The 14,710-nt window shown below is 42.8% G+C and carries 14 protein-coding genes; all 14 read right to left on the reverse strand.

Annotated features, from left to right (window positions below):
• Positions 1-24: 24 nt before the first annotated feature.
• Positions 25-1,068 (reverse strand): dihydrolipoamide acetyltransferase, encoded by a 1,044-nt coding sequence (locus K4I03_RS01355; RefSeq protein ID WP_227963461.1) that lies wholly within the window; start codon positions 1,066-1,068, stop codon positions 25-27.
• A gap of 349 nt (positions 1,069-1,417) precedes the next feature.
• Entirely contained in the window at positions 1,418-2,410 is a 993-nt protein-coding gene (locus K4I03_RS01360; RefSeq protein WP_002900354.1) for an alpha-ketoacid dehydrogenase subunit beta, read from the reverse strand.
• Between the two features lie 18 nt (positions 2,411-2,428).
• Positions 2,429-3,397: a thiamine pyrophosphate-dependent dehydrogenase E1 component subunit alpha gene (locus tag K4I03_RS01365; protein WP_002897566.1), complete on the reverse strand. Its 969-nt coding sequence runs from the start codon at positions 3,395-3,397 to the stop codon at positions 2,429-2,431.
• Positions 3,398-3,619: 222 nt separating this feature from the next.
• Positions 3,620-4,786 (reverse strand): ATP-grasp domain-containing protein, encoded by a 1,167-nt coding sequence (locus K4I03_RS01370; protein WP_002909733.1) that lies wholly within the window; start codon positions 4,784-4,786, stop codon positions 3,620-3,622.
• 45 nt (positions 4,787-4,831) lie between these two features.
• Positions 4,832-5,539: an esterase family protein gene (locus tag K4I03_RS01375; RefSeq protein WP_227963462.1), complete on the reverse strand. Its 708-nt coding sequence runs from the start codon at positions 5,537-5,539 to the stop codon at positions 4,832-4,834.
• Between the two features lie 32 nt (positions 5,540-5,571).
• A complete protein-coding gene (locus K4I03_RS01380) occupies positions 5,572-6,396 on the reverse strand; it encodes an alpha/beta hydrolase (RefSeq protein ID WP_002900350.1) in 825 nt (274 codons plus the stop codon).
• Positions 6,397-6,511: 115 nt separating this feature from the next.
• Positions 6,512-7,846: a methylenetetrahydrofolate--tRNA-(uracil(54)-C(5))-methyltransferase (FADH(2)-oxidizing) TrmFO gene (trmFO, locus tag K4I03_RS01385; RefSeq protein ID WP_227963463.1), complete on the reverse strand. Its 1,335-nt coding sequence runs from the start codon at positions 7,844-7,846 to the stop codon at positions 6,512-6,514.
• A 93-nt stretch (positions 7,847-7,939) separates the two neighbouring features.
• Entirely contained in the window at positions 7,940-8,434 is a 495-nt protein-coding gene (locus tag K4I03_RS01390) for a phosphoribosylanthranilate isomerase (RefSeq protein ID WP_227963464.1), read from the reverse strand.
• A gap of 56 nt (positions 8,435-8,490) precedes the next feature.
• Positions 8,491-10,584 (reverse strand): type I DNA topoisomerase, encoded by a 2,094-nt coding sequence (gene topA / locus K4I03_RS01395; RefSeq protein WP_227963465.1) that lies wholly within the window; start codon positions 10,582-10,584, stop codon positions 8,491-8,493.
• An 84-nt stretch (positions 10,585-10,668) separates the two neighbouring features.
• Positions 10,669-11,511, reverse strand: coding sequence for a DNA-processing protein DprA (gene dprA / locus K4I03_RS01400; RefSeq protein ID WP_004186865.1), 843 nt, complete (start codon positions 11,509-11,511; stop codon positions 10,669-10,671).
• Between the two features lie 131 nt (positions 11,512-11,642).
• Positions 11,643-12,206, reverse strand: coding sequence for a sugar O-acetyltransferase (locus K4I03_RS01405; protein ID WP_002902928.1), 564 nt, complete (start codon positions 12,204-12,206; stop codon positions 11,643-11,645).
• Positions 12,182-13,024 carry a PRD domain-containing protein gene (locus tag K4I03_RS01410; protein WP_227963466.1) on the reverse strand — a complete coding sequence of 281 codons (843 nt, stop codon included), beginning with the start codon at positions 13,022-13,024 and terminating at the stop codon, positions 12,182-12,184. The genes K4I03_RS01405 and K4I03_RS01410 overlap by 25 nt, the downstream gene beginning before the upstream one ends.
• A 17-nt stretch (positions 13,025-13,041) precedes the next feature.
• A complete protein-coding gene (locus K4I03_RS01415) occupies positions 13,042-13,806 on the reverse strand; it encodes a ribonuclease HII (protein WP_227963467.1) in 765 nt (254 codons plus the stop codon).
• Entirely contained in the window at positions 13,793-14,644 is an 852-nt protein-coding gene (gene ylqF / locus K4I03_RS01420; protein ID WP_004186857.1) for a ribosome biogenesis GTPase YlqF, read from the reverse strand. Before ylqF ends, K4I03_RS01415 begins: the two co-directional genes overlap by 14 nt.
• Between the last annotated feature and the right edge of the window lie 66 nt (positions 14,645-14,710).

Raw genomic sequence — 14,710 nt, forward strand, 5'->3', positions numbered from 1 at the left:
CTTTTTAAACTAGCAAAGAAAATCTTATACCAACATTGAAATTGGATCTTCAATCAAAGCCTTCAAGTCCTTCATAAACTTAGCTCCAGCCATTCCGTCAACTACACGGTGGTCAATGGTCAAGCCAAGACTCATAATTGGACGGATAACAATTTCGCCATTAACAACGACAGGTTTTTCTACTGTTGAGCTTACCCCCAAGATAGCAGAATTTGGCTGGTTGATGATAGGACCGAAGGACTGAACACCAAACATACCTAAGTTACTGATTGTGAAGGTTGAATTTTGCAGCTCGCTCGGAGCTAACTTGCCTTCCAAAGTACGTCCGATAACATCTTTAAAGGCTACCACAAGCTCTGATAGGCTCATTTTCTCTGCATTGTAGACAACTGGTGTCATCAGGCCGTTATCCATACCGACTGCCATTGAAAGGTTGACATAGTTGTGTGTGATAATGGTCTTGCCATCCTCTGTCAAGGTTGAGTTGAGATAAGGATGCTTCATCAGTGTCTTCACAACAGCCAGCGAAAGCAAGTCTGTGACAGTTACTTTTTTGCCAGTTGCTTCCATGATTGGATCCAGCACTTTTTTACGCAAGGCCAGCATTTCTGTCATATCAACATCATAGTTGAGGGTGAAGGTCGGCGCAGTTAGGTAAGATTCTACCATCCGCTGAGCTATAACCTTCCGCATCGGCGTCATTGGGATACGCTCAATCTCACCATAAGGAGTGACATTATCAGGCACTTTTTCCACTTTTTCAATTTGAGCAGGAGATTTGATTGTATCGCTCTCAACATTCTCAGGCAAGAAGGCAAGAACATCTTTCTTCATAATCTTGCCACGATGGCCAGTTCCTTGAATCTCTTGCCAAGCAATATTGTGTTCTTGGGCAATTCGTTTTGCCAGTGGTGAAATACGCACCACGTTTGTATCTTTATAAGTTTCCACGTCTTCTTTGTGGACACGACCGTTTGCGCCTGAGCCAGAAACAACATAGAGGTTGATTCCCAAATCATCCGCTAACTTTCTAGCTGCAGGAGTCGCTCTTAGCTTATCATCAGCCATGACCTCTCCAATTCTAATTATGATACTAAGGGCATTAAAAGCGACTGAAAAATAGGAAATCGACGCAGGCTTCGATGAAGCCAAGGAGATTTATCTTTTTTTCGAGCTTTTAGCCCATGTTAAACTCTACAAGTAACTTGGATACAAGCCTATCTCAAGTTACTACGGTTACCGCTATCGGCGATCAACCTTGTAGACTTACTAATTCGCTCATCTGCTATAATCAATCTGAAGAACGATTTTCTGCAATTAGAAAATCCTAAACCTCATTAACCCTCTACACAAGATTAGATTACATAAAATAATTTATGTAATCTAATTCATAAGAAAGCCTTTTCTTTATTATACCTTATTCTTTGTGATATGTCTTCCGAATAGCGTCTTTGATGCTTTCAACGGTCGGAATCATCGCATTTTCCAAGTTTTGTGCATAAGGCATTGGCACATCTTCACCTGCACAGCGGCGGATTGGCGCATCTAGATAGTCAAATGCTTCAGACTCAGAAATAATCGCCGAAATTTCACCAATGAAACCGCTAGTTTTGTGGGCATCATTAACCAAAACAACCTTTCCAGTCTTCTTAACAGAATTGATGATAATATCCTTATCGAGCGGCACCAATGTACGTGGGTCAACCACTTCTACAGAGATACCTTCTTCTGCTAATTCTTCAGCTGCCTGCATGACACGGCGAAGCATTTTTCCGTAGGTAACAACTGTTACATCAGTACCTTCTTTTTTGATTTCACCAACACCAAGTGGGATTACATACTCAGGATCCAGTGGCACTTCGCCTTTTTGGTTAAATTCAGACTTGTATTCCAGGATAATGACCGGGTTGTTGTCTCGGATAGATGCTTTAAGAAGACCCTTCATATCAGCCGGAGTTCCTGGAGCGACTACCTTAAGCCCTGGAATGTGGGTAAACCAAGATTCCAAAGACTGCGAGTGCTGAGCGGCAGAGCCAACTCCATTACCTGCTGCACAGCGGACAGTCATTGGCACTTGTCCTTTTCCGCCAAACATATAGCGAGTTTTAGCAGCTTGGTTAACAATAGCATCCATGGCGATTACAGAGAAGTCCATAAAGGTCATGTCTACGATTGGACGCAGCCCTGTCATAGCTGCTCCAGCTGCTGCTCCAGAAATCGCTGCTTCCGAAATCGGACAGTCACGTACACGCTCTGGCCCGAACTCTTCCAGCATACCAACAGATGTTCCGAAATCTCCACCAAAGACTCCGACATCTTCTCCCATCAAGAGTACATTTTCATCGCGACGCATTTCCTCAGACATAGCGAGGATAATGGTGTCACGAAAAGACATAGTTTTAGTTTCCATTTTCTTTTTCTCCTCTCTTTAGTCTGCGTAAATATCTTCAAAGGCAGATTCAAGCGGTGGGAATGGGCTTTCTTCTGCAAACTTCACAGATGCTTCTACTGCTTCTTTGACTCCAGCTTGGATAGCTTCCAGCTCTTCCTCGCTTGCAATCTTGTTTTCCAGCAAGTATTTACGAAGATTTTCGATTGGATCTTTTTTCTTCCATTCTTCTACTTCTTCACGAGTACGGTATTTACCTGGGTCGGAAGAAGAGTGTCCCAACCAACGATAAGTGACGCTCTCAATCAAGACAGGTCCTTTACCACTGCGAACATGCTCTACAGCTTTTTGGAAGCCTTCATAAACATCCAGAACATTATTTCCATCTTCGATGAACATACCTGGAATGCCATAAGCTGCGCTGCGCTCGTGGATGTGCTCTACATTGGTCATTTTCTTGATATCAGCAGAAATGCCATAGCCGTTATTAATACAATAGAAAATAACTGGTAGATTCCAGATAGAAGCCATGTTGACTGCTTCGTGGAAGACACCTTCGTTGGTAGCCCCGTCACCAAAAAAGCAGACAACAATCTTACCTGTCTTCTGCATTTGCTGGGTCAGAGCTGCTCCGACAGCAATTCCCATGCCACCACCTACGATACCATTAGCACCAAGATTTCCAGCATCTAGATCCGCAATGTGCATAGAGCCGCCTTTTCCTTTACAGGTTCCAGTGTATTTACCAAGGATTTCAGCCATCATTTCGTTGAGGTTGATTCCTTTGGCGATAGCTTGACCGTGTCCCCGGTGATTAGAAGTCAGCAAATCATCCTCATTTAAGGCCAGCATAGCACCGACATTGGCTGCTTCCTCACCTACCGAGAAGTGAGTCATCCCAGGAACCTTTCCTTTTTTTACAAGTTGAGCAATTTTTAAGTCCATGCGACGGATTTCTTCCATCTTACGGAACATCTCTAACAAAAGATTTTTATCTAAAGTTGCCATTTTTTTGCCTTTCTAAGCATAATTCTTCTATTTAATTCTATCTAAAGCTGTAAGCACTGTCAAAACTTTTGCTCACTTGCATTTCACAAAGAAAAACCAGTCAATCCATTGGATAAACTGGTTTTCGATGCCAAAATAGAAATTTCACAAACTTTTTGTGCTAGAGTAGTTTTTACTACTTTGAAACTGTTATACGAAAATAATAGCAGAGCATGCTTTTGATTAGTCCGCCTGTTTAGCAAAATCTGCAATCATCTGCTCCATCTGCTCACGGCTTGGTGTTGTTAGCATATAGAGGTAGTCACCTTGCAGCTCTGCAAAAGCGGCTGGCATGTCTTTTTTAACCTTGAAATTATCTCTGTATTTCTCCAGCAAGTCAGCCTCAGGGTAAGCATAGTTTGTCGATGCACGGCGCGAGGTTGCCAAACAATACAGTGGCTCCATGTGAGCAGCTGGGAAAGGCTCTCCTGCTACAATCGCTGCATAGCCTCTGTAAAGATCGATTGAGTGGGCGAAATTATAGACATCAATGGTAAAGCCGCCAGCTGGACGGTTATTGTACTCAATGGCTACATAATCATCACCTTCGCGGAAGAACTCAATATGGAAAAAGCGTTCTTTCATGCCGAAGGTTTTGACAATCGCTTCTCCATAAGCACGCAGTTTTGGATCCATATCCTTAAGAACGTAGTAGGAATTGTCCATCTTATAGATCATCAAATCCAGCGGTGTATGAGCATAGTCAAAGGTGGTCGAAAAGACGATCTGACCGTCCTTATCTACCAAACCGTCAAAAGTACAGATTTCGCCAGACTGGACAAACTTTTCAAAGAAATAAGCTGTCTGATGATCCCATTCTTGCTTGAAACGTTCAACATCTTCTGCTGTTTCCAATTTAAAGGTCGCAGCTGCCCCCACTCCATTATCAGGCTTGGCAATCAAAGGCAGACCAAGTTTCTTGACAGCCAAATCAGCGCCTGCTTCTGTATTGACAATCTGCCCCGGTACGACTGGAACGCCTGCTTTTTTAAAGAGTTTCTTCATTTCTGATTTGAACTTGGTCTTTTTCAAATCTTTTGGTTTTGCTCCAAAAACATTAAATTGCTCACGCAACTCAGCGTCCAGTTCCAGCCAATATTCGTTATGAGACTCAATCCGATCGATAGGCCCATGTTTGTAGAAAAGAAAGGCCACCGCTCTTTTGACTTCGTCAAGGTTTTCAAGATTCTCTACTCTGAAATATTCGGTCAATGAATCCTTCAAAGGCTGGTCTAGCTGGTCATAAGGCTCCTGACCGATTCCCAGAACAGTGATTCCTTTGTTAGCCAGCTCCACTGTAAACTGCTGAAAATTTTGCGGATAGTAGGGAGAAATAACGATATAATTCATAGGAAACCTCCTTTAAAGATTGAGTTCATTAAGGAAATAAGGCATTTACTTACGCCACCAAACCCAGTCATGGGAAACATCGTGGCCCCATTCAGCAAACCAAGCTGGAATATTCTTATGATCAAAAGCTTCTTTCAGCGTGTAGAAGGAAGGAAGGCCATCCTGCTCCCAGTCGCCTAAGCCAGTACAAACGATAATATCCGCCTGTCGATAGCGGTCAATAAACCAGCCATCATTTTGGTTCCAGATATAGTCAGCTGGCGAGTTTTGATAAATGACTTCGTCATTCAAATTGTCACCGACAAAGAAACGTGCATCATAGACACCACTAAGGGCAATCACTTTATTGAAAACATCTGGATGCTGCAGGAAGAAATTAACAGCATGATAAGCGCCCATAGAGCAGCCTGTCGTCATCATAGGGTCAAACCAGCCTGTCTTATGCTTGACAAATGGAATCGCTTCCTCGATGACATAACGCTCATATGCACGATGCATTTCTGCTCGGTCGTGAGGATGCTTCCAGTCCGCCAGCCAGCTCTCACTATCAACACTGCTGAGAGTGAAAAACTGGAACTTACCGGCCTCAATAAAGCCAGCGCAGGCTTCAATCATGCCAAAGTCAGCATACTCATTGTGGCTGCCGCCTGATGATGCGAAGACTATAATCGGGAGCCCAGCGTGGCCATAGCGATTGACATACATTTCACGGCCTAGATTACCGCTCCAATGGCTTAAAAATTCTACATGCATAGTTTCTACCTCTTTCTCACTGTTTAACTAGACTACCATTTCTCGCTGATAAAACGGAAACAGTCCGGCAAGTGCTCCGCCCAAGCGATCTCGTTGTGAATAGCTCCAGACTGGATCTTAATCTGAATATTGGACAAATCTACCCCAGATACAAGTAACTGCCGGAAATAGCTGAGCGATGAATCAATATAGGCCTGCTTGATGTTACCAGCCATCAATGTCTTATCTGTATCATCAGCCTCTTCTGTTCCAACATAAATGAAAACTCGCTGGTCAGCCTGAAGTTTTTTTCTCTCAATATAACGGTCAAAGGATTCCTGATGCAGCCAATTTGCTGATGAAAAGATGCCCAGACAACCAATCTGATCTTGGTATTCAACACCGATAAACTGGCTGATATTACCCCCAAGAGAAGAGCCAATCATAGCTGTATGTAGCCGATCCGACTTGGTCCGATAATGCTGGTCAATGAAAGGCTTGACGACTTCCATGACAAACTCCGCATACTCCGTTCCCTTGCCACCAAACTGAATACCGGGAATATTGGACTCTTGGAACTTCCAAGCTGAATACTCATTCATGCGCCGTTGGCCATCGTTATCAATAGCCACGACAATCATTTTTTCAATATCTGGATTACGCTTGATTGTCGGAATGACTTTCCACGAATGGCCACTGAAAGACTCCTTGCTATAGAGAACATTTTGACCGTCGTGAAAATAAACGACGGGATACGTCTTATTTGTGTCTTGACTATAGTTCTTTGGAAGCAAGACGCGAACACGACGTTTCTGTTTGGTATAAGGAACGACCAACTCATGTGTTTTCATTTCAAGGTAAAAATAGGATTTATTCATTTTCAGAAAACTTTCTATTTTCAAAATTTTTATTTATTATATCACAAATTAAGCAAAAAAGTTAGGAATTTCCTAACTTTTTGATGATTTTTATTAGATAATGATAGAAAATAGATTATTTATCCAAATAAGGCTGTAAATCCTGCAAGGCGCGCTCAGCAATTTTCTCATAGCGCTCTTTCTTATCACGAATCCGAGGGCCGTCTAGCTCTTTGATAATGCCAAAATTGACATTCATAGGTTGGAAATGCTTGCTGTCAGCATGGGTAACATAATGTGGCAGGCTGCCAATTGCTGTTGTTTCTGGAAAAACAAGTGCTTCTTCTCCCTTGAAGAGTCGAGCGGCATTGATACCAGCAACTAGGCCAGAAGCTGCTGACTCTACATACCCTTCAACACCAGTCATTTGACCTGCAAAGAAAAGATTTGGCTGTTTCTTAGAGCGGAAAGTCTGTTCCAGCAGATTTGGAGAGTCCATATAAGAGTTACGGTGCATGACACCATAGCGGACAAATTCTGCATTTTCAAGGCCAGGAATCATTTGAAAGACTCGCTTTTGCTCACCCCACTTGAGATGAGTTTGAAATCCAACGATATTGTAAAGACTACCAGCTGCATTATCCTGACGAAGCTGCACCACAGCGTATGGTGTCTTATATTCACCATCTCGAGGTCCTTGGTAGTCGTCTGGATATTCTAAACCAACCGGCTTCATCGGACCATAAAGCATGGTTTTAATGCCTCGCTTAGCCATAACTTCAATAGGCATACAGCCTTCAAAGTATTTTTCTTTTTCAAAGGAATTGAGCGGTGCTTCCTCAGCATTGACCAAAGCATCATGGAAATCCATAAATTCTTGCTTGGTCATGGGTGCATTGAGATAGGCTGCTTCTCCCTTATCATAGCGGGATTTGAGATAGACCTTGGTCATATCAATAGTATTGACATCAACAATCGGCGCTGCTGCGTCGTAGAAATAAAAACCGTCACCTCCATTGAGCGCGTGGATTTTTTCTGCTAAAGCATCACTGGTCAAGGGTCCCGTAGCAATGACTGTGATGGCATCCTCTGGAATTTCTGTGATTTCTTCGCGAATGACCTCAATCAATGGATGGTTAGTCACTAGCTCCGTCACCAGCTGCGAAAAGCCTTCTCTATCAACAGCTAGAGCACCACCAGCGGGCACTCGAGTCGCTTCTGCTGACTTTAAAATAACCGAGTCCAACCGTCGCATTTCTTCCTTGAGCAGACCGACTGCATTGGTCAGCGCATCTCCTCGCAAAGAGTTAGAGCAAACCAGTTCTGCAAAGTCCACAGTTTTGTGTTGCGGAGTTGATTTGACGCCCCGCATTTCATAGAGTTTGACTGGGATGCCACGCTTGGCAATCTGGTAAGCTGCTTCACTGCCAGCCAAACCAGCACCGATAACATTGATATAGGATGATGACATGATACTCTCCCTTGGATATTTCTAGATTTTCACTCTGACCATTATAACAAAAAGATAGTAAAAAAGACAGACAGGAGAATTCCCGTCTGTCCGTCATTTTGTCATTTTTTCCAAATAAGCAATCTTAGCAAAATCCTTATGATTGTTATTATCATTTCGGTAAGAATCTTGGGAAGAGGCGCGGTAGATAGCTAAAAATTGCTCTGCAGTTGGCAGTAGAAATTCAACACCTTCAACTTCTTTTCGAGTCAACTTCTCTAGCGGTACACCCGAAAAAGCCTCCAAGGTTTCCATGGCTCCGAATTCAATAGACAAATCTTCTTTTTGAAATTCATGCTCGTGCAGATCGACTAAACGATAGCCCAAGCGCTCCATCATAGGCTCAATCTTGTCCATATCATAAATACGTTCTTCGTCTGGAGCTTCCCAGCCACGCTCATCACCATGAACGTGAATATCAATATCTCGCGCCTGCCAGTCCTGACCAGTAACCTGTTCCAACCCCAAGGAGCCCATCAGCAGTGGAACAATTCCTATCTTATTCAGTTGAGACGCGATTTTTAGAAATTCTCCAAATTTATCTGTCATAAAACTGCACCTCTTCTTCAGAAAAAAATATTTGCATAATATAAATTATGTAAAAACTATTTCACTTTTTCTTCTTCATAATCGCCATTGCTGCAGACCACTTGCTTGCCACCACCACGAACTTTCTTTTCAATCAGATAATGGTCACATTTTGGACAGTTCCGACCAACTGGCTTGTCCCAAGATGTGAAATCACAGTCTGGATAACGATCACAGCCATAAAAAATACGATTTCGCTTAGTCTTACGCTCGATAACTTGACCTTTCTGGCACTGTGGACAGGTCACGCCGATTTCCTTGACGATAGCTTGAGTGTGACGGCAGTCTGGGAAATTACTGCAGGCGTAGAACTTGCCAAATCTACCCAACTTGATGACCATGGGACTGCCACAGACCTCACAGTCAAAGCCAGCCGGTTCATCCTTGATTTGGATTTTCTCCATTTCGGTCTCGGCTTTAGCTACTTCCTTTTCAAAAGGTCGATAAAACTCGTCAATGACTTTCTGCCACTGCTCTTTTCCAACTTCAACATCATCCAGTTTTGCTTCCATCTCTGCTGTAAATTTCACATTTACGATACCTGGGAAGAATTCGACAATCAGTGCATTAACAATCTCACCTAGTTCCGTCGGCTCAAAGCGCTTGGAAACCAGCTTAACGTAATATCGTTTCTGAATGGTCTCAATAGTCGGTGCATAGGTAGATGGCCGACCAACACCATTTTCTTCTAAAGTTTTGATGAGAGTCGCTTCAGAATAACGAGCAGGTGGCTGGGTAAAGTGCTGTTCTGGATTGGTATTGACACGTTTGACTGTATCCCCCTTTTCCATATCTGGCAGCATTTTATTCTTGTCAGAGTCGTTATAAATAGCCAGATAGCCATCAAACTTGACCTGACTGCCATTGGCGGCAAATTGGACACCATTTTGCCCCAGCTTGACATTCATAGTATCAAAGACTGCTGCTGTCATTTGGCTGGCTACAAAGCGGTTCCAAATCAGCGTATAGAGCTTAAGTTGATCCTTGTCCAGATACTTTGCGATGCTTTCTGGTGTATTGAAAACGCTGGAAGGACGAATGGCCTCGTGGGCATCTTGAGCGCCAGAAGCGTTCTTAGCCTTGCTGCCATGTTTGGAATATTTAGCGCCAAATTTATCCGTGATAAAGCTTGCTGCTTCATTTTGCGCTACAGGACTGATACGAGTCGAGTCGGTACGCATATACGTAATCAGACCTTGTACGCCAGAACCGATATTAATCCCCTCATAGAGCTGCTGAGCCACCATCATGGTCTTACGAGTCCGGAAATTAATCTTATTAGCGGCATCCTGCTGCATTGAGGAAGTCGTGTAGGGCAGCGGAGCATTGCGTCGACGCTCTTTCTTTTCGACACTGTCGACTGTAAAGTCATCACCCTTGAGGTGAGACAGAACTTCTTTGACCTCGTCGTTGTTAGACAGCTTCATCTTTTTGCCATTCATACCATAGAAGCTGGCCTGAAACTGACGGGTTCCTTTCTTGAAGGTTCCGTCAATTGTCCAGTATTCTTCTGGTTTGAAGGCATTAATTTCATTTTCCCGATCGATAATCAGCTTGAGGGCAACAGACTGCACTCGACCAGCTGACAGACCTTTCTTGACTTTCTTCCAGAGAATAGGAGAAATGGAATAACCAACCAAGCGGTCCAAAACTCGACGAGCCTGCTGGGCATCGACCAGATCCATATCAATCTGGCGCGGCTCTTTAAAAGCATTCTTGACCGCATCTTTGGTGATTTCATTAAAGACGACACGGTTTTTCTCTTTCTCATCCAGATTCAGAATGTGGGCTAGATGCCAAGAAATAGCTTCTCCTTCGCGGTCCGGGTCACTTGCTAGAAAGACTTGCTTAGCTTTCTTCGCTTCTTTTTTCAAGTCATTAATTAACGGACCTTTACCTCGAATATTGATGTATTGCGGCTCATAGTTGTTATCAAAATCGATGGACATAGTGGACTTTTTCAAGTCACGAATATGCCCCACACTGGCCAGAACCTTATAATTTCTTCCCAGATATTTTTCTATTGTTTTTGCCTTGGCAGGCGACTCTACGATGACAAGATTTTTCTTGGTCGTAGACTTTTTCTTTGTTTTTGTTACCAATTTAGACACCTTCTATAAGAAATAAATCTCATAGAGTTTAAACTATTTTTTGATAGATGTCAACTGCTAACTTTTCTTATAGGAAAACTTGTTTTAAAAATCAAACTCAGAAAGAACGTCAGAGCCTGATGTAATGCACTTTGCACCCTCTTGGATCAAATGATGGCAACCGTCAGATTTTCCATCTAAAATTGACCCCGGAATAGCAAAGACATCTCGCCCTTCTTCCATGGCTCGCTCACAGGTAATCAGACTGCCTGAACGCATCTTAGCTTCTGCCACGATGACGCCTCGACAGAGACCAGCGATGATACGATTTCGCTCTGGAAAATGAAATTTCAAAGGCTGTTCACCTGGACCATACTCTGTCAGCAATAAATGATTTTTGCCAATGTAAGCTTGTAATTTTTTGTTAGCCTTGGGATAGAAGACATCTAATCCCGTCCCAATGACAGCAATGGTCTGACCTCCGTTTTGTAGAGCAGCCATGTGAGCTGCTGTATCAATCCCTCGAGCCAGCCCGCTGACGATAACCAATTCATTATTTAGCTCTTTGATAATCTTTTGTACTGAGGCATTTCCTTGCTTGCTGCTGTCTCTACTGCCAACGACCGCAGCTTTGGGCAATTCTAGTAGATTTAGATTTCCCTGATAAAATAACAAAGTCGGGGCATCGTAAATTTCACATAAATCCCAAGGATAAATATCATCCAAGATAGAAAAGGACGGAAAAAGTTCAAATTCTTCCTTCAAAGCTGGTAAATCAAGCCTCTTGTATTTCTCTATAAAGAGTGCAGGATTGCGGCACTCAGATACGACAGCCTTATCTCGCAGAGAAAGCTTGCCATCTTTACTCTCGGCGTATCTCAAAACATTTAAAACCTGATGATTAGTCAAACCAGCTTTTTTCATTTTATAAATCTCAAAATTATTCATTTTTTCACCTCACTTTCTTATTCGTAAAAAAGTTCAAAAAAAGAACTGCAATACAGTTCCTTCTTTACGATTCTATTAAATTTGATGTTGTCAATAGCTGGTTTCTATGCCTATCACCTTTAACACATCTTTTATTCTTTATGAACAGGGATTTCCTTAATAATCTTAGCAGGATTGCCAGCCAAGACTACATTGTCACCAAAAGACTTGGTCACAACCGCTCCTGCTCCGACTACCACATTATCTCCTAGTGTCACGCCTGGCAGAATCGTCACACCGCCGCCAGCCCAGAAATTATCACCAATAGTGATTGGTGCTCCGTACTCAATACCGGAATTTCTTTCCACTGGATCAAGCGGATGAAGAGGTGTCAGAAGCTGGCAATTTGGACCAAGCAAAGCATTATCTCCGATGCGAATCGGGCAAACGTCCAACATAGTCAGATTCCAGTTAGAATAAAAATTCTCCCCTAGATGAATATTGATTCCATAATCACAGACCAAGTCAGGCTTCATAGCAAGATTCTCCCCTGTGCTGCCAAACCATTCTTTGATAATAGCCGTGCGCTTGACACTGTCTTGTTCTTGGTTAAAACGATATTGAAATTCCTTTGACCTTGCTGCCAATTCTCTTAATTCACTGTCTTGTGGTCGGTAAATCTCTCCAGCAATCATTTTTTCGTATTCGCTTTGCATATCATCCTCCTTTTCATGCGTGACAAATGGATAGTCAGGTACAGTTGTTCATCCTCTGATGTTTGGTAATTTCTGGTTTGCTTTAAAAATTCAGCAATCTTCCTAGTTGTCTCATAAGCCAAGGGATACTTACATTTAAGTAAGTCAAACATCTCATTGTCCTCTAAATCACGGTGGCCTCTATCAGTCAGAACTCGCTCACAGAAAAATTTTAGATGGGTCATGAAGCGCTCAAGGTAGATGTCTTCCTCGTCTAAAGAAATTTCCAAACTGTACTTGACAATGGTCATGATTTCCTCCATCATCATAGTCAAATCACGCGCAGTTCCATCGCCATTTTCCAACTCTGCATTGACCAAGGTCAGCGCCATAAATGCTGCTTCATCATCTGGAAGTTTCTTGCTGACATAAGCACTCAAAAGCTGTTTTGCATACTGACCAACCTCAAACTCGATAGGAAAAAAGCGTTTAATATCCCACATGAGGAAATTCTTGAGATAAATATCATCTTCCAAGCGCAGCAAGACTCCGTGGATATGATCTGCCATCGCCAGAAAAGCAGTGTCTTTGAGTTTCTTCTGCAGTTTCTCCCTTGCGAAAGAAATAATCTTATCTGACATTTCCATGACCTCTGCTGGCAACTCCATCAGAAGCTGTCGTCTATTTTCTGACAAGACATACTTTTTCTCAATCAGCTCATCTGGAATCTCCTGGCTAACTTTTCGACCAAAGGCCAGTCCTCGTCCCATGAGAATAACTTCTTCTTGGTTTTCTTCAGAAATCACCACATTATTGTTTAAGATTTTACTGATAAGCATGCCTCACCTCTTCGTGCCTATTCATACATGGATTTTACGGGTTCAAATGTCTTGCGATGAATAGGGGTTACGCCGTTTTGATCCAAGCCCTGTAAATGGCTCTTAGTGCCATAACCCGCATTTTGCGCAAAATCATAGCCAGGAAATTCCTTGTCATAGTCTGTCATCAGCTTATCCCGAGTGACCTTAGCAACAATACTGGCCGCTGCGATAGACAGAGAATTAGCATCACCTTTGATGATGGACTCTTGCGGAATATCAACATCCAGTTTCATGGCATCAATCAGCAGATAATCTGACTTGAGACGAAGCTTAGACAAAGCCTCTTTCATAGCCAGCTTAGTCGCTTCGTAGATATTGACTTGATCAATAATCTCGCTGTCCATCAGGCCAATACCGACTGCCAAGGCTTTATCCATGACTGCTTGATAGATATCTTGGTGCTTTTTCTTAGGAATCTTCTTACTGTCGTTGAGGCCCTTAATCTTACATCCTGGAGGTAAGATAACTGCTGCTGCAACAACAGGACCAGCTAAAGGACCGCGACCGACTTCATCAATCCCAGCAATCGTCTGATAGCCGGCTTGATAAAGTTCTTTTTCATACCGTAACATCTGCTCTAGACGCAAATCCTCATCTAACTCCGCCTGAATGACTCTTTTACGCTTTTCAATCGCCTTTTGAACTCCGCTGCGCAAATCATTCGCCGCTTCTGCCAGAAAAGGATCAGCCAAATCAGTCACTAACTCTAAACGTTGCTGGATTTCTTTAATCGTTGCCATCTAGTTCTCCAACCGTATCCAAGCAATAACGGCCTAGCTTGCCATCGCGGACATCTTTGACAAAAAGGCTATAAAAACGATCATAGTCATCGCGGAAGCCAAGTTTTTGGGTCATATCCATAATCATGTCTGGCGCTTCTTGGCTTAGATCCAGCTGTTTGAAGCGTGCTGTCAGCTCTTCAGGATAATGCTCCTTGAAATAATTGAGGCCAAAAATCGTCACCTCATCCATAGGCAGCAGATTATCCTTGATAGCACCAGTCAGGGCAAGCTTGAGAGCAACCGTCTCATCTTCAAACTTAGGCCAGAGAATCCCTGGTGTATCCAAGATTTCCAAGTCTTTATTTGACTTGAGCCATTGCTGCCCCTTGGTCACACCTGGCTTATTCCCTACAACGGCAATTTTCTTACCAGCTAATCGATTCATGAGGGTTGATTTGCCAGCATTGGGAATACCGATTATCATGGTACGCAGAGTTTCGATGCGAATTCCTCTTTCTTTCTGTCGCGCCAATTTATCAGCCATAAGTTTCTTAGCTGCATCTGTCACTTTTTTTACAGCAGATTGCTCTTTAGAATTAATAGATAAAGTCGAAATCCCCTGGCTTTCAAAATAGCTCTGCCATTCTTTAATTCGAACAGGGTCTGCCAAATCAGCCTTGTTTAAAATCAGAAGCTTAGGTTTATCGCCCACAATCTTAGTTAGCATAGGATTCTGACTAGATAAAGGCAGTCGCGCATCAACCAATATTGTCACAAAATCAACAAACTTAATATTTTCCTGTACCTGTCTCCGTGCCTTAGACATATGACCCGGAAACCATTGAATCGTTGCCATAATTTATCCTTTCAACGAATATCATTGATAAAATTTTATATCTTTAACTATTTTAACATATTTCTA

This window comes from Streptococcus sanguinis (assembly GCF_020729725.1).
Lineage (GTDB): Bacteria > Bacillota > Bacilli > Lactobacillales > Streptococcaceae > Streptococcus > Streptococcus sanguinis_V.

Coding starts and splice junctions, on each gene's coding strand:
- K4I03_RS01380 (WP_002900350.1), bottom strand. CDS start 6,396: ATGAATAAATCCTATTTTTACCTTGAAATGAAAACACATGAGTTGGTC.
- K4I03_RS01405 (WP_002902928.1), bottom strand. CDS start 12,206: ATGCAAAGCGAATACGAAAAAATGATTGCTGGAGAGATTTACCGACCA.
- ylqF (WP_004186857.1), bottom strand. CDS start 14,644: ATGGCAACGATTCAATGGTTTCCGGGTCATATGTCTAAGGCACGGAGA.
- K4I03_RS01365 (WP_002897566.1), bottom strand. CDS start 3,397: ATGGCAACTTTAGATAAAAATCTTTTGTTAGAGATGTTCCGTAAGATG.
- K4I03_RS01415 (WP_227963467.1), bottom strand. CDS start 13,806: ATGGCAACGATTAAAGAAATCCAGCAACGTTTAGAGTTAGTGACTGAT.
- K4I03_RS01390 (WP_227963464.1), bottom strand. CDS start 8,434: ATGACAGATAAATTTGGAGAATTTCTAAAAATCGCGTCTCAACTGAAT.
- K4I03_RS01375 (WP_227963462.1), bottom strand. CDS start 5,539: ATGCATGTAGAATTTTTAAGCCATTGGAGCGGTAATCTAGGCCGTGAA.
- dprA (WP_004186865.1), bottom strand. CDS start 11,511: ATGAATAATTTTGAGATTTATAAAATGAAAAAAGCTGGTTTGACTAAT.
- K4I03_RS01355 (WP_227963461.1), bottom strand. CDS start 1,068: ATGGCTGATGATAAGCTAAGAGCGACTCCTGCAGCTAGAAAGTTAGCG.
- K4I03_RS01410 (WP_227963466.1), bottom strand. CDS start 13,024: ATGCTTATCAGTAAAATCTTAAACAATAATGTGGTGATTTCTGAAGAA.
- K4I03_RS01360 (WP_002900354.1), bottom strand. CDS start 2,410: ATGGAAACTAAAACTATGTCTTTTCGTGACACCATTATCCTCGCTATG.
- K4I03_RS01370 (WP_002909733.1), bottom strand. CDS start 4,786: ATGAATTATATCGTTATTTCTCCCTACTATCCGCAAAATTTTCAGCAG.
- trmFO (WP_227963463.1), bottom strand. CDS start 7,846: ATGTCATCATCCTATATCAATGTTATCGGTGCTGGTTTGGCTGGCAGT.